This is a genomic window from Wenjunlia vitaminophila DSM 41686, assembly GCF_000380165.1.
GTDB classification, from domain to species: Bacteria; Actinomycetota; Actinomycetes; order Streptomycetales; family Streptomycetaceae; genus Wenjunlia; species Wenjunlia vitaminophila.
Genome location: NZ_KB904652.1, coordinates 75,411 through 96,947 on the forward strand (window position 1 = coordinate 75,411; position 21,537 = coordinate 96,947).

The window sequence follows — 21,537 nt, forward strand, 5'->3', positions numbered from 1 at the left end:
CCGGGGCCCGGCGGGAACGGCCGCTGGACGCGGGCCGGGCGGTGCCGGAGGGCTCACCCGGCGGGGAAGGCCGGGCGCTCCGGGTCCAGCGCCGCCTGACCCGCGGTGGGTGAGGACGCCTCGGCGTGGTGGCGGCGCGGGATGCGTCCGGCCAACCGGGCCAGCCGGCCGGCCGCCACCGCGTGCCGCATGGCCCCGGCCATCAGCACCGGCTCCTGGGCGCGGGTCACCGCGGACGCCAGCATCACCGCGGCGCAGCCGAGCTCCATGGCCAGGGTCGCGTCCGAGGCGGTGCCCGCGCCGGCGTCCAGGATCACCGGAACGCCGGCCTGCTCCACGATGAGCTGGAAGTTGTGCGGGTTGCGGATGCCCAGCCCGGAACCGATGGGGGAACCGAGCGGCATGACCGCGGCACAGCCGACCTCCTCGAGACGACGGGCCAGCACCGGGTCGTCGTTGGTGTAGGGCAGCACCACGAAACCGTCGTCCACCAGGGCCTCGGCGGCGTCCAGCAGTCCCACCGGGTCCGGCAGCAGGGTGCGCTCGTCCGCCACCACCTCGAGCTTGACCCAGTTGGTGCCCAGTGCCTCCCGGGCCAGCTTCGCGGTGAGCACGGCCTCACCCGCGGTGAAGCAGCCGGCGGTGTTGGGCAGCACCTGGATGCCGTTGCGCGCCAGGACGCCGAGCACGGAGCCCTTGACGCCGGGGTCCACCCGGCGCATGGCGACGGTGGTGAGCTCGGTGCCCGACGCCAGCAGGGACCGTTCCAGCACCTCCAGGCTGGGGGCGCCGCCTGTGCCCATGATCAGGCGCGAGGCGAAGGTGGTGCCGGCGATGGTGAACGGGTCGGCGGCGGGGCCGGGGCCGTCGTGGACGGCGCGGGAGCCGGGCATCGGGTCAGCCCCCCTGCACCGCGGTGAGCACCTCGACCCGGTCGCCCTCGCCCAGCGGGGTGGCCGGCCACTGCCCGCGCGGCACCACCGACTCGTTGAGCGCGGCGGCGACCCCGGCCGGGGCGCTGGTCAGGGTGGCGACGAGCCGGTCGAGGGTGAGGCCGGCGGGAATCCGGCGGGGTTCGCCGTTCACGGAGACGGTCACCGGTGTGGTCGCGGTCAAGGCGCTACTCCCTGCGGTGGGTGGGACTCGAGTGGCTGGGCACCGGGGACGCCCCGGGCCGCGGCGGGGGAGGGCCCGGGCTCCGGGAGGAAACGGCCGGGGCTGAACGGAGCGGCCTGCTCCGGGACCTCGCCGGTGGTGAGGACGTGGGCCATCACGTCACCGGTGACCGGGGTGAGCAGGATGCCGTTGCGGTGGTGACCGGTGGCCAGCAGCAGCCCGGGCAGCGCGGTGGGGCCGAGTAGCGGCGCGTTGTCAGGGGAGCCGGGGCGCAGGCCCGCCCGGGTCTCGACCAGGGGCAGTTCGGTGATGCCGGGGACCAGCTCGTGGGCGTCGCGCAGCAACTCGTAGACGCCGCCCGCGGTGACCGTGGTGTCCTCCCCGAGCTCCTCGGAGGTTGCGCCGACGACCAGCTCGCCGTTGACCCGGGGCACCAGGTACACGCTCCCGCCGCGGACCACGGCCCGCACGGTCCGGGACAGGAACGGGGCCAGGGGCCCGGGGACCCGGAGCCGCAGCACCTGGCCCTTCACCGGGCGGACCGGCGGCAGCACCCCGGCGGGCAGGCCGGCGAGCCGCCCGCTGCCGCTCCCCGCGGCGAGCACCACCTGGCCGGCGGACAGGGTGTCGCCGTCGTCGGTGGTGACCCCCGTGGCGCGGCCCCCGGCCACCTCCACCCGCGCCGCGGTGGCGCGCCGCAGCACCACCCCGGCCCGCTCGCAGGCGGTGAGCAGCGCCGCCACCAGCCGGCGCGGGTCCACCTGGTGGTCGCCGTCCACCCGCAGCCCGCCGTGCACCCCGGGGGCGAGCATGGGCTCGAGACGACGGCACTCCCGGCCGTTCAGCCAGGTCGCGTCGAGGCCCAGGGAGCCCTGGAAGGCGTGCAGCTCGCGGAGTTGGGCGCGGTCGTCGGCGTCGAGCGCCACGAACAGCGTGCCGCAGGCGCGGTAGCCGCAGTCGTCCCCGGTGACCTCCCCGAGTTCGGCGAGGAACGAGGGGTAGCGCTCGGCCGAGGCGAGGTTCAGGCGGAACAGCTCCTGCTCCCCGTACTGGAGTTCGGAGACGGCCGCCAGCATGCCCGCCGCCACCAGCGCCGCGCCCCCGCCAGGAGCCGGGTCGAGCACCGTGACCCGCAGCCCTCGCAGTGCCGTGCGCCAGGCGGTGACGAGACCGATGACGCCTCCGCCGACCACCACCACGTCGGGGTGGCCCGCCACGTGTCCCATGGGGGAACCTGCCTCCCTTCGCCGGCATGACCCGGATCAGGTTCGTACGGTCAGGGGCCGCCCAGCCCCACTCTCAGCCCGGTTGCGCCCGGGCTCCCGCGGATGTCCTGCCCCCACAGTAGTCCCTGGGGCGGGGACGGCGAACGGCAGGACGCCGCTCGCCGGGCCGCCCGCGACCGCCACCAGCGTGGTGCGGGTGTGCTTCAGTGCCGGACTAGCCAAGATCTAAGCGAACCGCCTGTACTTCGGGGTACCACCCTCGTGACCCGGGGGCGAACCACGGCGGATCGACCTACGGCGAAGGAGCGGCGGATGCAGCGGATTGTGGTGGTCGGGGCCGGGATGGCCGGGGCGCTGACGGCCGTGAGCCTGCGCGAGGAGGGCTTCGACGGGCAGCTCACGCTGGTGGGTGAGGAGGCGCACCCGCCGTACGACCGGCCCCCGCTGTCGAAGGGGCTGCTGCTCGGCACCGTGGACAGCTCGGCGTTCGACATCGACTTCGACGCGCTCGGGGTGGAGTTGCTGCTGGGCCGCAGGGCCGTGGAGCTGCGGCCGTCCGCGCACACCCTGATCACCGACGGGGGCCCGGTGCCGTACGACCGGCTGGTGCTGGCCACCGGCGCGGAGCCGCTGCTCCTGCCGGGCGGTGAACAGGCCCCCGGGACGTACCTGCTGCGCACCCTGGACGACGCGGTGGCGCTGCGGCCGGTGCTCCGCCGGGCCGGCAGGGTGGTGGCGGTCGGCGCCGGCTGGATCGGTGCCGAGTTCGCCACCGCGGCACGCCAGGCCGGGTGCGCGGTCACCGTGGTCGAGGCGGCGGGCTCCCCACTGGCCGGGGCGCTGCCCGGGGAACTCGGGGAGCTGATGCGCCCCTGGTACGCCGAGGCCGGGGTGGAGCTGCTGACCGACACCAAGGTGGCCGGGGTGGAGCAGGGCGCGGTCAGGCTCGTGGACGGGCAGCGGTTGCCGGCGGACGCGGTGGTGGTGGGCATCGGGGCCCGCCCGGCCACCGGCTGGCTCGCCGGGTCCGGGGTGGAGCTCGGCGCCGACCGTTCCGTGCTCGCCGACGACCGGCTGCGCACCTCGGTGCCCGACGTCTTCGCGGTGGGCGACTGCGCCTCGTTCCCGTCCGCCCGCTACCGGGCCCGGCTGCTGGTGCACCACTGGGACAACGCGGTCCAGGGCCCCAAGACCGTGGCGGCGAACCTGCTCGGCGCCGACACGGTCTACGACCCGGTGCCGTACTTCTGGTCCGAGCAGTTCGGGCGGTTCGTGCAGTACGCCGGCCACCACGGGACGGCCGACGAGCTGCTGCTGCGGGGGAACCCCGACGAGCCGGCCTGGTCCGCGTGCTGGCTGAGGGACGGGGTCCTGGTGGCCCTGCTGGCCGTCGGCCGGCCCCGGGACCTCGCCCAGGGGCGCAAGCTGATCGAGCGCGGCGCGGCGCTCGACCGTCAGCGCGCCGCGGACCCGTCGGTGCCGCTGAAGTCGGCGGTGTGCTGAAGCCCGGTGGTGTGCTGAGGACCGGTGGTGGCCGGGGCCGTCCTGGCGCCATCCCGCGGTGCGCCACCGGTCAGCGAGGTGGTCGGTCGCGGCGCGGGCCGTCATGACCCCGGAAGTCGGACCGGGATGGCACGCTTGTCACGTGACCGAGATCGACGCAAAGACCGAAGCACTCGTGGATTCCTGGCTCACGCTCCCGGAGATCGCGGAGCGACTGGGCGTGGAAGTGACACGGGTCCGCCAGATGGTCAAGGAAGGCCAGCTCATCGCGGTGCGCCGGGGGGAGAACCGAGCCCTTCACGTGCCCGCGGCTTTCATCGCCGCCGACAAGGTGGTCAAGGGTCTGGTCGGCACGCTGACCCTGCTGAGGGACGACGGATTCAGCGACGAGGAAGCGCTGGAGTGGCTGTTCACCGAGGACCCCACGCTGCCGGGCACGCCCGCCCAGGCGCTGCGGGAGAACCGCGGCACGGAGGTGAAGCGCCGCGCCCAGGCGCTGGCGCTGTGAGCGCCCCGCCGACCCGCTGAGCCGTCCCTGCGGGGGCCGGCCGCCCGGCCCCCGCCCGTTCCCGCCGGGAACTCCCCGACCGTTCGCTCCCCACGGCCCGCCTCCCGGGCCCCGGCCCCCGCACGCCCGCCGCACGCGCCGGCGCGGGACCGCGGGGCCCGTTTCCCCCGCCCGCCCGGTTGCGGCACAGTGGCCCGGGCGCGTTCCGACCGGCCGCGCCCGCCGTCCCACCCCTCACGTCGGCCGCCCGGCCGGCCCCCGACCCAGGAGCACCCCCGTGACGTCCACCCCGTCCCCTTCGGCTGCCACGGACCGCGAACTGCTCGCCGACGCCCGGCTCTACCTGTGCACCGACGCCAGGACCCGCCAAGGTGACCTCCCCGAGTTCCTCGACGCGGTGCTCGGGGCCGGGGTGGACATCGTCCAACTCCGGCAGAAGGGCCTCGAGGCCCGGGAGGAACTGGACCACCTGCGGGTCTTCGCCGACGCCGCCCGCCGACACGGGAGGCTGCTCGCGGTGAACGACCGGGCTGACCTGGCGCACGCCGCCCGACCCGCGGTGCTCCACCTCGGACAGGACGACCTGCCGGTGCCCGCGGCCCGGGCCGTGGTCGGCGAGCGGATGCTGGTCGGCCGCTCCACCCACGCACCGGCCGAGGTGGACGAGGCCCTGGTGGAGCCGGGCGTGGACTACTTCTGCACCGGCCCGGTGTGGCCGACCCCGACCAAGCCGGGCCGTCCGGCGCCGGGCCTCGACCTGGTGCGGTACGCCGCCGGGCTGCGCCCGGCCCGCCCCTGGTTCGCCATCGGCGGCATCGACGCCCACAACCTCGACCAGGTGCTGGACGCCGGCGCCCGCCGGGTGGTGGTGGTCCGGGCGATCACCGAGGCGGACGACCCGGCGGCCGCCACGGCGGAACTGGCCCGGCGGCTCCGGGAGCGGGGACCGCTCGAGGACTGATCCACCGCGGACACAGCCCGCGCACCCACACCGTGAGACGCCCCGGCGCGGATTTCCCGCCGGCTCCGTCCGGTGGCTAGCCTTCCTGACATGGCACTCGGCAGACCGACCACCCGCACCGATCGCGCGACCACCATCCGGGAGCTGATCTCCTCCGGGCGGCGCTCGTACTCCTTCGAGTTCTTCCCGCCAAGGACCGACCAGGGTGAGCGGAACCTGTGGAACGCCATCCGCAGGATCGAGGCCGTGTCGCCCACGTTCGTGTCGGTGACCTACGGGGCCGGCGGCTCCTCCCGCGAACGCACCGTGCGGATGACCGAGCGGATCGCGTCGGAGACCACCCTGACCCCGGTGGCCCACCTGACCGCGGTCAACCACTCGGTCGCCGAGCTGCGGAACATCATCGGGCAGTACGCGGACGCCGGCATCCGCAACATGCTGGCGCTGCGCGGTGACCCGCCGGGGGACCCACAGGGCGAGTGGGTGCCGCACCCCCAGGGGCTCACCCACGCCGTCGAACTGGTGCGGCTGATCAAGGAGTCCGGGGACTTCTGCGTCGGTGTGGCGGCCTTCCCGGAGAAGCACCCCAGGTCGGCGGACTGGGACAGCGAGATCCGGCACTTCGTCGCCAAGTGCCGGGCGGGCGCTGACTACGCCCTCACCCAGATGTTCTTCCACGTGGAGGACTACCTGCGGTTCCGCGACCGGGTGGCCGGGGCCGGGTGCGCCACGCCCATCGTCCCGGAGATCATGCCGGTGACCAACGTGCGCCAGATCGAGCGGTTCGCCCAACTCAGCAACGCGGCGTTCCCCCGGGCGCTGGCCGAGCAGGTGCTGGCGGTGGAGCACGATCCGGCGGCGGTGCGGGCGATCGGCGTGGAGTACGCCACAAAGATGTCGGAGAAGCTGCTCGCGGAGGGCGCGCCGGGGCTCCACTTCATTACGCTGAACCATTCGACGGCGACGCTGGAGATCTACGAGAACCTCGGGCTGCACCAACGGGTCTGAGAGCCGTCCTCCTTCGCCGCACCGGCCGGCATCGGCCGTGACCCCAACGACCCGTCACGGCCCCGAGGACAAGGAAATGTGCGCCCATGGGCTTCACGGTGCTCTACGTCGCGTTCGGGATGGTGGCGCTCTGGCTGCTCGGTGAGGTGCTGCTCCAGTACAAGGCCCAACTGCGCTGGCGGGCGTTGGCGTTCGCCGGGTTCGTGGTGCTGGTGGTGGGCGTGGTGATGCGCAACGTGGTGGTGATCGGTCTCGGCGCGGCGGCGTTCGCGGTCGGCCAGACCCTCGTCACCGTCTCCTACCGCCGTGGCTTCTCCGCGGGCTGGGCGCTGGGGGGCAGGCCGGGCTCCAGCCGGCGGCGCAGGACGCCCGGTACCTCGCGCGCCGAGCCCACCCTGGCCGTCACGCCCGTGGAGCCGGTGGGCCAACCCTCGGCCGTGCCCCCGCCGCCCGTCTACCAGCCCGAGGTGATGGAGGAGGACACCGGGGAGTACGCGGCGTACGGCAGCACCGGGCAGCAGGCTCCCGAGTACGGCGCCACCCCGGGCCAGGACGCCCCCGCGGGTCCGTACTCCTCCTGGGACTACGGACCCGCGGGGCAGGAGCCGGTCGGCGACCCTGTCCAGGGCGCGGCGGCCCACCTCGGGGACACCCCGCAGGACCTGACGGCGCAGCCGCCCCACGGCGATTCGCTCCAGGGGTACGACCCGTACGGGTACCCCGCGGGAACGGGGACCGACCCGGGCGCGGGCCACCCCGGGGAGTCGGTGCCCCCCGGCGACCCGTCCTACGGCGGGGACCCCTTCGGCGCCCCGTACGCCCCCGACCCCCCGTACGCCCCCGACCCCTCGTACGCCGGCGCGGCGCCCCCCTTCGGTGCCCCCTCGTTCGGGGAGGGGGCCGGCCCGGGAGCCACCGGCTGGGTGCCGGTGGCCGACGCCCCGGGGGACGAGGGGTTCCCGCAGCCACCGGCCGACCCGTACGCCGGCTACTCCGCCGCTCCCGACGGGGTGTGGCTGCCCCAACAACCCACCGTCGAGCCGCAACCGTACGTCCCGCCCCCGCCGGCCGGCCCGCCACCGGCCGCGGATTCGGCCCCCGGCCCCGACCCCTACGGCTACTGAGTCCCCACCCCCGGGCGCCAGCACGGGGCCCCGGCGGGCCGTGTCGGCCGGGCCGGCACGGTCAGGGGGTGCCGATCAGCGCCGCGACCAGCGCCCCCGACATGCCCGTGTGCGGGAGCCCGCCGCCCGGGTGGGCCCAGCCGCCGACCCGGTAGAGACCGGGGACCGACGTGCGGTTGTCCGCGCTGAGGAACGCCCCCCGGTGCCCGGCGAGCACCGGCCCCGGGCACCCGCCGCCGGGGGCGCCGGTGGTCCTCTCGGTGTCGGCGGGGGTGAGCACGTGCCGCCACAGGACGCGGTCCCGCAGTCCGGGAACGGCCGCCTCGGCGACCCGCACCGCCTGGTCCGCGTAGGCGTCGGCGAGCCCGTCCGCCGTCCAGTCCACCACCCCCTGCGGGGGCACGGTCACCCGCAGGGTCACGGCCTCGTGCCCGTCGGGCCGCAGGCCGGCGTCGTCCGGGCGCAGCACCTCCACCGTCCGCGGGGGACCCGCCGCAGGTCCACGGGTGTGCTGGGGCGGGTCGAAGACCGCGGTCAGCTCGGCGGTGCGGTCGGGCGCGTGGACCAGGGTGCGGTGGGCGGTGCCGTCGGGGCGGGCGCCGCGCAGCGCGAGCAGCACCGAAAGGCGCCCGGGCCAGGTGCGGGCCCCGGGCGGCGGGGCCCCGCCCAGCAGCGGGGCGAGCGCGGGGACCCCGGAGACCACCGCGTCGGCCGGCAACCGGTCGCCGTCGGCGAGCCGGACCCCGGTGGCCCGCCCGTCCGTCCGCTCCACCGCCACCACCTCGGCGTCGAAGCGGAACTCCACGCCCCGCAGGGCGCAGCGGCGGAACAGCGCGTCGGCCAGGGCCCGGACGCCGCCGGCGACGTACCAGGTGCCGAAGGTGTGCTCCAGGTAGGGCAGCGCCACCAGGCTCGCCGGCGCGGTGCGCGGGTCGAAGCCGTACCGCAGCGCGTACCCGTCCAGCAGGGCGACGAGACCGGGGTGCCGCAGCTCCCGCCTGGCCACCCGCTCGAGGGTGGGCCGGCCCCGGCCGGGGACGGGCCACCGGGGAGCCGGGTAGGGGTCGTGGACGACCCGGTCGGGGCCCTCGCCCGACGGCTCCTCCAGCAGCGGCCTGCGGGTGGCCTCCCACACCACCCGGGCCCGGTCGAGCAGGGCGGACCAGCGCGCTCCCGCGCCCGCGCCGAGGGCCGCGTCCAGGGCCTGGACTACGGCCGCGCGGGAGGCGTTCGCCAGGGCCACCGAGGTGCCCCCGGGGAGCAGGTGGTGGCTGGCCGGGTCCACCTCGCGCAGGTCCACGCACTCCTCGAGCGGCTCCTTGCCGGTCTTCAGGAACAGGTCCCGGTACACCGCGGGCAGGGCCAGCAGGGCCGGGCCGGTGTCGAAGGAGAACCCGTCCCGGGAGAAGGTGCCGACGGCGCCCCCGTGCGTCCCGGAGCGCTCACACACCGTCACCCGGTGGCCCACCGTGGCGAGTCTGGCCGCGGCGGCCATCGCCCCGACACCCGCGCCGATCACTGCGATCCTTGCCATGGTCAGGGACCATACCGGCCCGCTGACCAGCGGCGTCAGCCGCGGTGGACGTACGTCGGCGCTCCGGCCCTGCCCCGGGCGAAGGCCCGTTCCCTGCGCCGTTCGCGGCGCCGCCGCCAGAACCGCCTGATCCGGGAGGCGACCAGCGCCACGGTGAGCAGGCCGAGGCCGAGCAGCACGGCCGCCACCGTCGCCGCCGCGACCGGGTGGAACACCGCGAACACGATGACCCCGGCGACGACCAGGTCCTCGAGGAAGCTGAGCACGATGTTGCTCGCCGGCTCAGGGGAGGTGTTGACGGCCATCCTGGTGCCGGCCTTGACCAGGTGGCTGGCGAGCGCCGTGCTCCCGCCGAGGGCGCCGGCGGCGAGCTGGGGCAGGGAGCCGTCCTGTCCGGCGAGCAGCGCCGCGACCACCGCGCCGGACACGGGCCGGACCACGGTGTGCACCCCGTCCCACACCGTGTCCAGGTACGGGACCTTGTCCGCGACCGCCTCGACGAGGAACAGCAGGCCCGCGACGACCACGACCTCGGGGCGCTCCAGGGCGCCCGGCACGTCGTCGCTGACCCCGGTCGCCCCGAGGACCCCGAGCAGGAAAACCACCGCGTAGGCGTTGATCCCGCTCGCCCAGCCACTGGTGAAAACCAGAGGTAGCACCGACACTCTTTCCTCCGCCCCCCGTGCCTCGTTCGGCGGCGTCGATGCTAACCGAGGGCCGCCCCGGCGTGCTCGTCGCCGACGGTCCCTCGGCGCACTAGGACCGGCCCGGAGGACTTCGGCGGTGCCCGAACGCCGACCCGGGCCGCACGGTCAACGTCGTCCGAGCGCGGTGCGATCTTGTCTGATATCCCGCTGCTGCCGTCCGGGATCCGGCTCCGCCCCCCGTCCGGCGCCGTTCGTCGCCCACCCGGCCGGCGCCGCGACCGGGTCGTCGGCAGCGGCTCCGCGGAGCCTGCCCCGCACCAGCCCGGACAGCGCGGCGTGCACCTCCTCGGGGGAGCGCTCCGGCTGGAACGCCTGCCAGTCCAGCGCAGCCACGAGCACCAGGCCGAACAACGCCGAGGCGGTCAGGTGGACATCCAGGTCACGGGGGAGTTCACCGTCGTCCACCGCGTCCCTGAGGGCGTCCGCCACCACCGAGAGCGCCTGCTGACGCACGGCCAGGAGGGTGGGCTGCCAGGGTCGGTTGGTGCGCCACAGCTCGGCCGCCAGGAGCTGGCAAAACGCGGGGTGGGCCGCGACGAAGTCCAGGACGGCGCGGAGCACCGCGTCCAGCGCGTCCACCCGGTGCCCCGCCTGCCTCCGCGCCACCGTGGCCTCCCGCAGCGAGGTCGCCAACATCCCCACGCCGTGCCGCAGCAGCTCCTCGAACAGCTCCGTCTTGCTGGCGAAGTTGTAGTAGACGGTGCCCTTGGCCACACCGGCGCGCTCCGCGATCTCGTCCACCGTGGTCGAGGAGAACCCCTGCTCGGCGATGAGAGTGACGGCGGCCTGGTACAGCTTCCGGCGGGTGGCCTGGCGACGTGCGCTGTTCATGCGGTGATTCTCCCCGTACCGGTGCCTGACGGTGATCAATATGCGCCAGTGGGTAGATCGGGCCGGCCTCCCGCCCCGCGCGGGGAAGGCGGCGCGGGGGCTGCGGCGGTCCTGGCCGGCGCCGGCGCCACTCGCCCGCCGCACGGCGTTCGGGCAGGTCAGCCGGGATTGTCAGTGGTGTGGCGGACGATGTTGGTGCACGGACCCCGACCAGCCCGGTCAGGGGACCTCGAGCCGCCGGCCGGCAGGTCGGCGGGGAAGACGACAGGAGGCTGCCCCATGACGCTGTCCGCCGCAGCCCACCACGGCCCGGGTTCCGGCCAGGGCCCCGCCACCGACGTCCACCCGGTGCTCCGGCACGGCACGGCCCCGCCGGCAGCCCTCGACCTGCTCGCCCAGGCGCACCGTGGACTCCAGGAAGCCGTCACCTGCTCCGCGCCGAACGAACGTTACGCCGCCGCCCACCTCGCCGCGCTGCGCGCCGCCGCCGCCGTGCTCGCCGTCCGGGGCCGTCCGGAGACCTCCCCGCGGCGCCGCCGCAGCATCCGCAGCGCCTGGGAGGTGCTGCCGGAGGTCGCCCCCGAGCTCGCCGAGTGGGCCTCGCTGTTCGAGGCCGGTGCGCCGCGCCGGGCTCGTGCCGAAGCTGGGATCGTGGGCGCGGCCAGCCAGCGGGACGCCGACGACCTGCTGCGGGCAGCCGGGATGTTCCTGCGCCTGGTGGAGCGGCTGTTGGTGCTCCAGCCGGTGTCGCCGCCGCGGCAGCACGACCCCGAGGGCCCCGCGGCCGAGGAGGTGCGGGTGCCCCGGGCCGGCTGAGGCCCGGGCCTTCGGTGGACACCGGCCGCGGGGCTTCGGCCAGAGCCTTAAGGTGGAGCCGTTGACCACCCTCCCCCTCGCCCGCCAGGAGCCACCTGCCGTGTCCGAACCACTGCGTCCCCGTGCAACCCTGCGTACCGCCGTGGTCTGGGACGTGCTGCGCGACGCCCTGGCCGAGCAGGTGCGGGCCACCGGTCGGGACGTCCTCGACGTGCTGGACACCGGGGGCGGCACGGGCAACTTCGCCGTTCCGGTGGCCCGGCTCGGGCACCGGGTCACCGTCGTGGACCCCAGTCCGGACGCGCTCTTCGCCCTGGAGCGCAGGGCCGCCGAGGCCGGTGTGGCCGAGCTGGTGCACGGGGTGCAGGGGGATGCGCACGGCCTTCTCGAGGTGGTGGAGCGGCACTCCCACGACGTCGTGCTCTGCCACGGGGTGCTGGAGTACGTGGACGACCCGGCGGAGGCCGTCGGCAACGTCGTCGGCGCGCTCCGCCCCACGGGCACCCTGAGCCTGCTCGTGGCCAACCGGAACGGCGTGGTGTTGGCCCGGGCCATCGCCGGACACTTCGCCGAGGCCCAGCGGGTGCTCACCGACGACCTCGGCCGCTGGGGCCAGGGCGACCCGGTGCCCCGGCGGTTCACCGAGCCGGGCCTCACCGCCCTGGTCACCGGCGCCGGGCTGCGCGTGGCCGCGGTGCACGGCGTGCGGGTCTTCGCCGATCTGGTGCCCGGGGCGCTGGTGGACACCGAGCCCGGGGCCCTTCAGGCGCTGCTCCGGCTGGAGTCCGCCGCCGCCCAGGAGCCCTCGTTCCGCTCGTGCGCCACTCAACTGCACCTGCTGGCCGACCGGAGTCAGGAAGCCTGACCACGGGGGGCCCGCCGGTGGGGGAAAGCGTCTCCGGACGAGCCACCCGATCAGCGGCCCGGGCCCGTATGATCTGGGGTGAGCAGTGCGGCATGAGGAGCCAGCAGATGGGGAATGCACCAGTCAACGTGGACTTTGGGCAAGAAGGACGTTGGGGTGGTGCCCCGGTGCGGGGGAAGCATGCCAGGTAGCCATGCGCAGTGGGGCGGGTTTCATGAAGGCGATTCCCTGCCTATCCTGAGAGGGGTCGCACCGGTCGCCCCCGCGACCGACGAGTAGGAGGACTCCGTGCCGCTCTCGGAGCACGAGCAGCGACTGCTCGAGCAGATGGAGCGAGCGCTGTACGCCGAAGATCCCAAGTTCGCGACAGCGCTTGAGGGAAGCGGGCTGCGCACGTACACCCGGCGACGGGTCTACCAGGCGGTCGCCGGCTTCCTTGTGGGTATCGCGCTCCTGATGGCCGGGATGGTGGGCCAGGAATGGTGGGTCAGCGTCGTCGGTTTCCTCGTGATGCTGGGATGCGCCTGGCTGGCGATCACAGGATGGCGCAGGGCGCCGAAGCCGTCCGAGCGCCGGGGGCCCCAGGTCGGCCGGCGCGGTGGCAGGCAGAAGCGCCGGGTCATGGATCGCATCGAGGACCGCTGGCAGCGCCGCCGCGACGAGCAGCAGGGCCCCTGATCCCCCACTGAACGACCGCATGCACTCACGGCCGGGCCGCCCACTGGCGGCCCGGCCGTTGCGTTGTCCGCGCAGGTGCCGTTCCCCCGCAGGTGCAGTGTCAGCCGTCCGTGCTCTCCGGCTGGTGGGCCGCAGCCCGGGCCCGCGAGCCCGTCACCCCCTGCCGTCGTCCGGTGACCCGCTGGACGTGCCCCTCGTCCACCGCCGGGCCGGATCGCCGTTCCCGCCCCGTGGCGGGGCAGGAACGGCGGCGTCACCGCTGAGCGCCGGACTGCCGCAGCCGGGACGGCCGGGGGAGCCCGCGCAGGGCCGCCGCGACCCGGGAGGTGCCCCGGGACCAGCGGTCGGCCGCCGCCCACCGCACCCGGGCGAGGGACCGTGGCAGGAACAGCGCCCGGAACCGGACGCGCGACGGTGCCGCCACACCCAAGGCGGCGATGACCACGCGGACGTCCGCCGCCAGACCGGTGGGGGGTTTGGGCGCCGGTGCGTAGAGCACCTGCTCGACCGCGGTGGCCGTGCGCCGCGCCGCGTCGGCCGCGTCGCCCTCCAGAGCGCTCTCCCGAATGATCCGCGCCGCCGCCCTGCGGGGGGTCTCGCTGTGGTCCGGCAGCACGCCGAAGTCCCAGGCGGTGTCGAGCAGCTCCAGCCAGGCGGCCAGGGTCCGCGCGGTGACCAGCTCGCCGTTGTCCGGCGCCCCGCCGTTGCGACCAGTGCCCAACCGGCGGGTCCGCAGCCTCCTGCGCCACACCACGGGAAGCAGCAGCGCCAGAAACAGCAGGACCGGTCCTGCGGCCTTGGCCACCGTGGGCCAGGTCGGCGGGCCGCCGCTGCTCGAGCCGCCGGCGACCAGCGGGTCCTTGGTGGTGCACTCACCCGCGCGCTGGGCCCGGGCGTCGCAGACCGGCTCCTGGGTGGCGCCCCGGGTCGCCTCCGCTGTGGGGTCGGGCGCCGTCGTCGGAGCCGAGGTCTCGTTGTTCTCCGTCTGCTCCTGGGCGTAGTCCGGGGTGTTGCCCCGCGACGGGGTGGGCTCGAAACGCACCCAGCCGACGCCCTCGAAGTACAACTCGGGCCAGGCGTGCGCGTCCTGGAGCCCCACCGAGTAGGTGCCGTCGGAGTTCGACGTGCCGGGGACGTAGCCCACCGCCACCCTGGCCGGGATGCCCAGGGTGCGGGCCATGGCCGCCATGGTGAACGAGAAGTGGACGCAGAAGCCCTCCTTCTTCTCCAGGAAGCGCTCGATGGCCCGCTCTCCCACCCCGGAGTCCACCTCGGTGTTGTAGACGAACCTCCCGGAGCCGGTGAACCACTCCTGCAGGGCCATGGCCCGCTCGTAGTCGTTGGCCGCCCCCCGGGTGATCCGCCGGGCCTCCCGCGCCACCACGTCGGGGACGTTCCCCGGAACCTTGGTGTACTCGTCGAGCATCCGCTTGGACGGCGGCGGCGCCCCGGCCAACTGCTCCGCGGTCGGCCTCACCACCAGGCTGCTGACCTGGTAGCTCATCCCCCCGACGCGCTGTCCCTCGTCCCCGATGACGTTCTGGCCCAGGGGCTCGTAGCGCCAGTCGCCGCTGGCGTCCACCGCGGTCGCCGGGTAGGGCATCGGCAGGGCGTCCTGCCGGTACCAGCCGGCGGTGGCCACCGATGTGCGGATCTCTGTGCGATTGACGCCGTCCGTGAGACCGGGAGGGTCGGGCAGGACCGGTGGCAGCGACTGGAGCTCCCGTTCCGCCGGCCGCCAGGTCGTCCCGTCGAACTCGTCCAGGGCCATGATCCGCAGGTAGACGTCCGAGTTCTCCTTGGCGCTCGTGCGGTACTTCATCACCTCGCGGTTCTGCGGCTGGTTGAGGCTGTCCTGCATGGAGACCAGCGGGTTCACCGCGATGGCCTGGCCGCCCCCCACCCCGCCGCCGCCCGGCCGGTCCGTGTCTATCACCCCGTCGCCCAGTGACGGCAGCGCCAACGGCACCAGCACGGCGATGCCCAGGGTGACCCCGGCGATCCGCCGGCCGGTGCGGACCGGGCTCCTGCTCGACCGGTCCAGCGCCGAGGCGCCGCCAGGCAGCAGACCGCGCCCCGCCGGCGCCCCACCGGAGAACACCCGACCCCACCGGGACAGCCGGTCCCGGCCGTCGGCGAGCAGGAGCGTGAGGAAACCCGCGGAACCGAGCAGGAACCACTGCCAGCGGGACTCCCCCTCGGGCGTGAGCCCCGCGGCCACCGAGTACAGGCCGAGCAGCGGAAGGCCCGCCGATGCGGCGCTGCGCAGGGTCACCGCGAGCACGTCCACCAGGAGGGCGATCAACGCCACCCCGCCGACCAGGATCAACCGGATGCCGTCGGTCACCGGCGCCGGCGTCTGGTACTGGCTGACGTCGTCGCCCCCGGTGGCCAGCAGGTCCCCGAGCCGAACCACGGCGTCCGGGCTGGGAACGAACCCCAGCGGCGCGACGTCCCTGGCGAACCCGAAGACCAACAGCACCAGCAGGGTCACGCACTGCAACAGCACCGTGACCGGTCGGGGCAGCGGCGCCCGTCGGCCCAGCAGGCCGACCGCGCCCTGGGCGACCACCAGCAGGGCGGCCTGCGCCAGCCAGCCGGAGGGCGACACCAGCGGGAGCAGCGCGCACCCGGTGAGGACGCTGGCCAGCGCGGCGAACGCGGTCAGCCGGACCTGGCTGCTCACATCGACCCCCGACGGGTCCAGCTCCCGGGCCGGGGGCCGCACCCACCACCGCGCCGACGGGGGCCGGGTGGCGGCTCGGGCCGTCGGCGACCGGCCCCGTGCACGAGGTGTGGCGTGACGTTCACGGCTGGTGGTACCCCCCCTGGCCGGCCGGGACCCAACCGGCCCCGTCCTGGCGATGACGATCGGTGCGTTCCCACAGCGCGGGCAGGAAGGCCCCGGGGGTCACCCGTTGGACGACCCACCCGGCGTCGCGGAGCCGGCCCTCCTGCTCGCCGGTCGACGTGGCGCTGGCGGCACGGAGCAGTTCCGGGACCGACCAGGCCCCGGTGTCCAGCAGGAACGCCACGGCGCCGGTGGTGCGCTGCCGCATCCGGGCCAGTATCGCTGTCTGTTCCCGGTCGAGATCGCCGACGAAGGCGATGAGCAGGCCCTCCCCGGAACCGCTGAGCGCGTCGAGCGCCCGGGAGAGCCCCGCTCCTTCGGAGTGGTCGATCACGGCCAGGGTGTCGAGCAGCAGTCCCACGCCGTCCGCGCCGCGCCCGACGCCGCCCATGTCGGACCAGTCGGTGGCCGGCACCGACTCCCCGGTGTCGGTGACCAGCCGCACGCCGTAGCCACGCTCCAGCATGTGCACCGCGGCGGAGGCGGCGGCCGAGACCGCCCACTCGAACGTCGAGTCGGGCCCCATCCCCTCGTGGGCGATCCCGCGGGTGTCGAGCAGCACCGTGCACCGGGCCTGCCGGGGCTGCTCCTCGCGCCGCACCATCAGCTCACCGTGGTGGGCGGTGGACCGCCAGTGCACCCGGCGCAGGTCGTCGCCGCGCCGGTAGTCGCGGGGTATCACGTCGTCCTCGCCGGCCAGCGCCAACGTGCGGGTGTTGCTGTCGCCGCGCCCGGCGGACTCGCCGACGAGCCGCACCGGGGCCAGCGGCTGCACCGCCGGCACCACGGTCATGACGTCGTGGGTGTGGAAGGAACGGGACAGCTCACACATCCCGAACGGGTCACACAGCCGTAGCTGGAGCGGCCCGAGCGGGTACTTCCCGCGCAGGTCGGAACGCACCCGGTAGGCCACTTCCCGGAAGCCGCCCGGCTCCACCCGGTCCAGCACGAACCGCGGGCGGGGCCCCAGCACGTACGGCACCCGGTCCTGGAGCATCAGCAACCCGGTCGGCACCCGGGAGACGTTGTCCAACCTGAGCTGCACCCGGGCCTCGGCGCCGACCGACACCCGGGACGGGGTCAGTCGGCGGACGGCCGCCACCTGGTACCGGGTGCGGTACAGCACGGCCGCGCACACCAGCGGCAACGCCGCGAGCAGCAGCCCCACCCGCAGCAGGTCCGGCTGCCCCAGCAGGTACGAGCACGCGGCGGCGGCGAGCCCCGCTGCGAGGAAGGAACGCCCCCGGGTGGTCAGCCCGGCGAGGGCGGTGCGCACACCGCGGAACCCCCCGCCGCCCGCCGTCCCGCCGTCCGCCTCACCGCCGTCGGTCATCCCATCCTCCGCGGCGGGGCGCCCCTGAGCTGCCCGCCGTACGGGTCGGGCACCGGAATCCGCTGGACGATCTCGGTGACCACCTGCTCGGTGGTGCGCCGTCCGAGCTGGGCCTGCGCCGTGGGCAGCAACCGGTGGGCGAGCACCGGCATGGCCAGCGCCTGGACGTCGTCCGGCAGCACGAAGTCGCGGCCCTCAAGGGCGGCTGCGGCCCTGGCCGCGCGCACCAGGTGCAGCGTGGCCCGCGGGGAGGCGCCGAGGCGCAGTTCGGGGTGGTTGCGGGTGGCGGCCACCAGGTCCACCGCGTAGCGCCGTACCGGTTCGGCGACGTGCACCGTGCGGACGGTCTCCACCAGTTTGGCGATCTCGTGGGCGTGGGCGACCGGCTGCAGGTTGTCCAGCGGGGAGGCCCCACCGTGCACGTCGAGCATCTGGAGCTCGGCCGCGGGGTTGGGGTAGCCGACGGAGATCCGGGCCATGAAGCGGTCCCGCTGGGCCTCGGGCAGCGGATAGGTGCCCTCCATCTCCATCGGGTTCTGGGTCGCGATCACCATGAAGGGCGTGGGCAGCTCGTAGGTGCTGCCGTCCACGCTGACCTGCCGTTCCTCCATGGACTCGAGGAGCGCCGACTGGGTCTTGGGGGACGCCCGGTTGATCTCGTCGCCGACGACGATCTGGGCGAAGATCGCGCCGGGTTTGAACTCGAAGTCGCGGCGTTGCTGGTCGTAGATGCTCACCCCGGTGATGTCCGAGGGCAGCAGGTCCGGAGTGAACTGGATGCGGCGCACCGAACAGTCCACCGACCGGGCGAGCGCCTTGGCCAGCATCGTCTTGCCCACCCCGGGAACGTCCTCGATGAGGAGGTGTCCCTCGGCGAGCAGCACCGTCAGGGAGAGCCGTACGACCTCGGGCTTGCCCTCGATCACGCTCTCCACGGAGCGGCGTACCCGCTCCACGGTCGCGGACAGATCGGTGAGGCTCGCTTGGTCGTCATAGGTCGTCACGCGGCCCTCCTAAGGCCCGTATCAAAGGGGCCTGAGCCGCGTTCGCCGACCCGGCCCCGCCCCGAGTGCGCGCGGCCCGGCTGATCCGGGCCGCGGAGACGCTCCGTCCCGCCACGGGGTGTCCCACCGTACGGCCGACCGACGCCACTTGCTCATTCTTGCCTGATGGCCGGCCCGCCGTCACTTGCCGCGGTGGACGGTTCCCGGGCGCGTCGTGGGCGGTGCCACCGCACCGTCACCCGTCGATCTCACGCAGTGATCCGGTCCGCACGTCGAACACGAATCCACGCACCACCTCGGTGTGCGGTACGAACGGGGAGGTGCGGACCCGGGCCATGGACTGGCGCACGTCCTGGTCCAGGTCGGTGAAGCTCTCCACCGCCCAGGACGGACGGATGCCGACCTCCATCTCCAGGTCCTGGCGGAAGTCCTCGGTCAGACTGAGCAGGCCACAGTCGGTGTGGTGGATCAGGATCACCGAACGGGTGCCCAGCGCCCGCTGACTGATGGTGAGCGAACGGATGGTGTCGTCGGTGACGACACCGCCGGCGTTGCGGATGACGTGACAGTCGCCCAGCTCGAGCCCGAGCAGCGCGTGGACGTCGAGCCGGGCGTCCATACAGGTGACCACGGCGACGTGGAGAACCGGACGGGCGTCCATGCCGGGGTCGGTGAACCGCTCGGCGTACTCGTGGTTCGACTTCAGCAGCCGATCGGTCACCGCGCGGTCGGCCGAATGGGCGGCGCTCTCGGGCCGCGGCTCGGGAGAAGGATTCTGCATGGTTCAACGGTAGTCCGGCCCCGGAACGGAGATCAGTCCCACTAACGGGCATACCGGTCAACTGCGAGCGCTGTGACGCATGCCACAGTCATGCGCCGGTGGACGCCGTCGGAGTGGAGGGGTGGGGACGAGCCGTTCGGGCTCCGGCGCGCCGTCCACAGCTCGCGCACGCCTCCTCGAACAACCCCTCTAACCTGCTGTTTCATCACCCAGGTGATCTATGGTCGTGCCGCTGTCTGCGGTTGACGGTGGGGCGCAGTGGAGTAAGGTGGCGCGAAGTGGGGAGGCCCTCGCGCTTCCCCTGTTGTCCGTGGCGAGTCGGTCGGGAGCCGCGGCCACCCGCCTGGGTGTGGCCGTTCCCACCGGTGTTCGTCGCACTGGTGGCCGGTCGTTCCGGCGGTCGTTCGAGCGACCGCCGCTCGTGCCGACCCGTGTCCGTGTCGAAGGGGTGCCTGTGTTCCTGGGGACCTACGAGCCGCGGTTGGACGACAAGTGCCGGCTCGTGCTGCCGGCGAAGTTCCGGGACCAGCTCGCGGAGGGCCTAGTGATCACCAAGGGGCAGGAACACTGCCTCTGCGTGTGGCCCGCCGCGGAGTTCGCCGCGGTGACCAGGCGCATGGGCAGGGCGCCGGTCACCAGCAGGTCCGCCCGGGACTACCTGCGGGTGCTGTTCGCCGGGGCCACCGACGAGATACCGGACCGTCAGGGCCGGATCGTCATCCCCCGGGCCCTGCGCGAGTACGCCGGGCTGCGCCGGGACTGCACGGTGATCGGCGCCAACACACGCGTCGAGGTGTGGGATTCCGCGGCGTGGCGCCAGTACCTCGCGGCCCAGGACGAGACCTTCGCGGAGCTGTCGCAGGAGGTGCTTCCCGGACTACCCTGACCGGCTTCGGGCCGGCGACCGCGTACGTACGACTCGGCCTCCTCCCGCTCGTCAGCCTGCTGGCACACCTTCCCCGGTGCCAGCCGGCCCACTTCCCCAGGAAGAGCGGGTGGGGACCCGGTGGTACGTCCGACCGGCCGGGTGGCCCCTGGCGGTAACGTGCCGCCGGGGGAGCATCCCGGACCCCCGGCAGGGACAGCCAGGAGCCAGTGCACCGGGCGCGCACGTCAGAAGGGCCCACATGACCTCCCACGACCCCCTTCCCCGCACACGTTCGCCGTGGGCCGCCGCCCGGGTCCTGGGCACGGCGGCGCACGGGGGTGCCCGGCGCCCCGGCTCCTGTGAACGGCCGTCCTCCGGCGGCCCCCGGGCCGGTGCCGGCGCGGTGCGGCGGGACACCGGCGGGTGGAAGGGATGCTGACGGTGCCCGCCCACGTGCCCGTGATGCTCGAGCGCTGCCTGGAGGTGCTCGGCCCCGCGCTGGAGGCCCCCGGCGCCGTGGTGGTGGACGCCACCCTGGGGCTCGGCGGACACAGCGAGGCGCTGCTGGCCCGCTTCCCCGGGGTGCGGCTGGTCGCGCTCGACCGGGACCAGCAGGCGTTGGAGCTGGCCGGCAGGCGGCTGGCCCCGTACCGCGACCGCGTCCACCGCGTGCACGCCGTCTACGACGAACTGCCGCGGGTCCTCGCGGAGCTGGGCCTGCCCCGGGTGCAGGGCGTGCTGTTCGACCTCGGGGTCTCCTCCATGCAGCTCGACCGGGCCGAGCGCGGCTTCGCCTACGCCCAGGACGCGCCGCTGGACATGCGGATGGACCAGTCCACCGGGATCAGCGCCGCCGAGGTGCTCAACACGTACCCGCCGGGCGAACTGGTCCGCATCCTGCGCGGCTACGGCGAGGAGCGGTACGCCAGGAAGATCGTGGAGGCGGTGGTCCGGGAACGGGCGAGGGAGCCGTTCACCACCAGCGCCCGCCTGGTCGAGCTGATCCGGCAGGCGCTGCCGCAGGCCGCCAAGCGCACCGGGGGGAACCCCGCCAAGCGCACCTTCCAGGCCCTGCGCATCGAGGTCAACGCCGAGCTCGCGGTGCTGGAACGGGCGATCCCGGCCGGGGTGGCGGCACTGGCCGTGGGCGGTCGCATCGCCGTGCTGTCCTACCACTCCCTGGAGGACCGCCTGGTCAAGCAGGTGTTCGCGGCCGGTGCGGCGTCCACCGCGCCGCCCGACCTGCCCGTGGTCCCCGAGCGTTACCAGCCACGGCTCCGGCTGCTCACCCGGGGCGCCGAGCACCCGACCGCCGACGAGGTCGCCGACAACCGCAGGGCCGCGCCCGCCCGCCTGAGGGCGGCGCAGCGAGTCCGGGAGGAGCAGGTGTGACACGTGACAGGACCGGCAGGACGGCGGGCGTGTCGGGGCCGCCGCGTTCCCCCCGGACGGCCCCGGCCGTCCGGGGGAACGGCGCGCTGACCCGGCGGCTGCTGCCCTCGGGCACCACCACGGCCGCCAGGACCCCGTTCGTCGTGCTCATCGTGGTGCTGTTGGCCACCGGGCTGATCGCACTGCTGGTACTGAACTCCGCGGTCAACCAGGGCTCCTTCCAGCTCACCAAGCTGGAGAAGGAGTCCTCGGAACTGAGCGACCAGGAACAGGCGCTGCAGCAGGAGGTGGACGAGTTCTCCGACCCCCGGGCGTTGGCCAAGCGGGCCCAGGAGCTCGGCCTGGTGCCCGGCGGCAGTCCGCGGTTCCTCCACCCGGACGGCGGCGTGCGGGGCCGCCCGGACCCGTCGGCGTCCGGACAGTGAGGAGGG

20 protein-coding genes, 1 pseudogene and 1 riboswitch are annotated in these 21,537 nt (G+C 74.6%); of the genes and pseudogenes, 11 read left to right on the forward strand and 10 right to left on the reverse strand.

All coding sequences use genetic code 11. The features are described from left to right. Positions 1-53 precede the first annotated feature (53 nt). From A3IG_RS0105990 to thiO, 3 genes are all read right to left on the reverse strand, one after another. Entirely contained in the window at positions 54-893 is an 840-nt protein-coding gene (locus tag A3IG_RS0105990; protein ID WP_018382637.1) for a thiazole synthase, read from the reverse strand. 4 nt (positions 894-897) lie between these two features. Continuing rightward, positions 898-1,098, reverse strand: a complete 201-nt coding sequence (gene thiS, locus A3IG_RS0105995; RefSeq protein WP_040910903.1) for a sulfur carrier protein ThiS — start codon at positions 1,096-1,098, stop codon at positions 898-900. Between the two features lie 14 nt (positions 1,099-1,112). After that, a complete protein-coding gene (thiO, locus tag A3IG_RS0106000) occupies positions 1,113-2,342 on the reverse strand; it encodes a glycine oxidase ThiO (RefSeq protein ID WP_018382639.1) in 1,230 nt (409 codons plus the stop codon). Next, positions 2,339-2,452, reverse strand: a riboswitch (TPP riboswitch). (Overlaps the previous gene by 4 nt.) Before the next feature lie 202 nt (positions 2,453-2,654). Here thiO and A3IG_RS0106005 point away from each other — a divergent pair. The 5 genes from A3IG_RS0106005 (at position 2,655) to A3IG_RS0106025 (ending at position 7,446) form a co-directional block, all read left to right on the forward strand. Further along, complete coding sequence (locus A3IG_RS0106005) at positions 2,655-3,845, forward strand: NAD(P)/FAD-dependent oxidoreductase (protein ID WP_018382640.1); 1,191 nt, start codon at positions 2,655-2,657, stop codon at positions 3,843-3,845. Between the two features lie 142 nt (positions 3,846-3,987). Further along, on the forward strand, positions 3,988-4,353 hold the full coding sequence (locus A3IG_RS0106010) for an Rv2175c family DNA-binding protein (RefSeq protein WP_018382641.1): 366 nt from the start codon (positions 3,988-3,990) through the stop codon (positions 4,351-4,353). A gap of 277 nt (positions 4,354-4,630) precedes the next feature. Next, positions 4,631-5,314, forward strand: a complete 684-nt coding sequence (gene thiE, locus A3IG_RS0106015) for a thiamine phosphate synthase (protein WP_018382642.1) — start codon at positions 4,631-4,633, stop codon at positions 5,312-5,314. A gap of 90 nt (positions 5,315-5,404) precedes the next feature. Further along, a complete protein-coding gene (gene metF, locus A3IG_RS0106020) occupies positions 5,405-6,322 on the forward strand; it encodes a methylenetetrahydrofolate reductase [NAD(P)H] (protein ID WP_018382643.1) in 918 nt (305 codons plus the stop codon). An 86-nt stretch (positions 6,323-6,408) separates the two neighbouring features. Beyond that, complete coding sequence (locus A3IG_RS0106025; protein WP_018382644.1) at positions 6,409-7,446, forward strand: hypothetical protein; 1,038 nt, start codon at positions 6,409-6,411, stop codon at positions 7,444-7,446. 61 nt (positions 7,447-7,507) lie between these two features. On the opposite strand, the gene A3IG_RS0106030 is transcribed toward A3IG_RS0106025, so the two are convergent. The 3 genes and pseudogenes from A3IG_RS0106030 to A3IG_RS0106040 form a co-directional block, all read right to left on the reverse strand. Continuing rightward, positions 7,508-8,980, reverse strand: a complete 1,473-nt coding sequence (locus tag A3IG_RS0106030) for a phytoene desaturase family protein (protein WP_040910886.1) — start codon at positions 8,978-8,980, stop codon at positions 7,508-7,510. Between the two features lie 35 nt (positions 8,981-9,015). Continuing rightward, positions 9,016-9,645, reverse strand: a complete 630-nt coding sequence (locus A3IG_RS0106035) for a DUF4126 domain-containing protein (protein WP_018382646.1) — start codon at positions 9,643-9,645, stop codon at positions 9,016-9,018. 279 nt (positions 9,646-9,924) lie between these two features. Next, positions 9,925-10,518, reverse strand: a pseudogene (locus A3IG_RS0106040) (TetR/AcrR family transcriptional regulator); the annotation flags it as partial. A 279-nt stretch (positions 10,519-10,797) separates the two neighbouring features. On the opposite strand from A3IG_RS0106040, the gene A3IG_RS0106045 reads away from it, so the two are divergent. The 3 genes from A3IG_RS0106045 to A3IG_RS0106055 all read left to right on the forward strand — a co-directional run bounded on the left by A3IG_RS0106045 (position 10,798) and on the right by A3IG_RS0106055 (position 12,877). Next, on the forward strand, positions 10,798-11,334 hold the full coding sequence (locus A3IG_RS0106045) for an SAV_6107 family HEPN domain-containing protein (RefSeq protein ID WP_018382648.1): 537 nt from the start codon (positions 10,798-10,800) through the stop codon (positions 11,332-11,334). A 100-nt stretch (positions 11,335-11,434) separates the two neighbouring features. Continuing rightward, entirely contained in the window at positions 11,435-12,199 is a 765-nt protein-coding gene (locus A3IG_RS0106050) for a methyltransferase (protein ID WP_018382649.1), read from the forward strand. A 288-nt stretch (positions 12,200-12,487) separates the two neighbouring features. Then, on the forward strand, positions 12,488-12,877 hold the full coding sequence (locus tag A3IG_RS0106055) for a DUF3040 domain-containing protein (protein WP_018382650.1): 390 nt from the start codon (positions 12,488-12,490) through the stop codon (positions 12,875-12,877). A gap of 253 nt (positions 12,878-13,130) precedes the next feature. On the opposite strand, the gene A3IG_RS0106060 is transcribed toward A3IG_RS0106055, so the two are convergent. The 4 genes from A3IG_RS0106060 to A3IG_RS0106075 all read right to left on the reverse strand — a co-directional run bounded on the left by A3IG_RS0106060 (position 13,131) and on the right by A3IG_RS0106075 (position 18,846). Further along, complete coding sequence (locus A3IG_RS0106060; RefSeq protein ID WP_040910908.1) at positions 13,131-15,563, reverse strand: DUF3488 and transglutaminase-like domain-containing protein; 2,433 nt, start codon at positions 15,561-15,563, stop codon at positions 13,131-13,133. Between the two features lie 121 nt (positions 15,564-15,684). Continuing rightward, on the reverse strand, positions 15,685-17,061 hold the full coding sequence (locus tag A3IG_RS0106065; RefSeq protein WP_018382652.1) for a DUF58 domain-containing protein: 1,377 nt from the start codon (positions 17,059-17,061) through the stop codon (positions 15,685-15,687). Beyond that, the gene (locus tag A3IG_RS0106070) at positions 17,058-18,065 is read right to left on the reverse strand and encodes an AAA family ATPase (protein WP_018382653.1); all 1,008 of its coding nucleotides are present in this window, start codon (positions 18,063-18,065) and stop codon (positions 17,058-17,060) included. The genes A3IG_RS0106065 and A3IG_RS0106070 overlap by 4 nt, the downstream gene beginning before the upstream one ends. A 235-nt stretch (positions 18,066-18,300) precedes the next feature. Next, on the reverse strand, positions 18,301-18,846 hold the full coding sequence (locus A3IG_RS0106075) for a beta-class carbonic anhydrase (protein ID WP_051087399.1): 546 nt from the start codon (positions 18,844-18,846) through the stop codon (positions 18,301-18,303). Between the two features lie 454 nt (positions 18,847-19,300). Here A3IG_RS0106075 and mraZ point away from each other — a divergent pair, with 454 nt between their 5' ends. From mraZ to A3IG_RS0106090, 3 genes are all read left to right on the forward strand, one after another. Continuing rightward, positions 19,301-19,732, forward strand: coding sequence for a division/cell wall cluster transcriptional repressor MraZ (mraZ, locus tag A3IG_RS0106080; protein ID WP_018382655.1), 432 nt, complete (start codon positions 19,301-19,303; stop codon positions 19,730-19,732). 414 nt (positions 19,733-20,146) lie between these two features. Continuing rightward, positions 20,147-21,106, forward strand: coding sequence for a 16S rRNA (cytosine(1402)-N(4))-methyltransferase RsmH (gene rsmH, locus A3IG_RS0106085; protein WP_018382656.1), 960 nt, complete (start codon positions 20,147-20,149; stop codon positions 21,104-21,106). Continuing rightward, positions 21,103-21,531, forward strand: coding sequence for a hypothetical protein (locus A3IG_RS0106090; RefSeq protein WP_018382657.1), 429 nt, complete (start codon positions 21,103-21,105; stop codon positions 21,529-21,531). Before rsmH ends, A3IG_RS0106090 begins: the two co-directional genes overlap by 4 nt. Positions 21,532-21,537 lie beyond the last annotated feature (6 nt).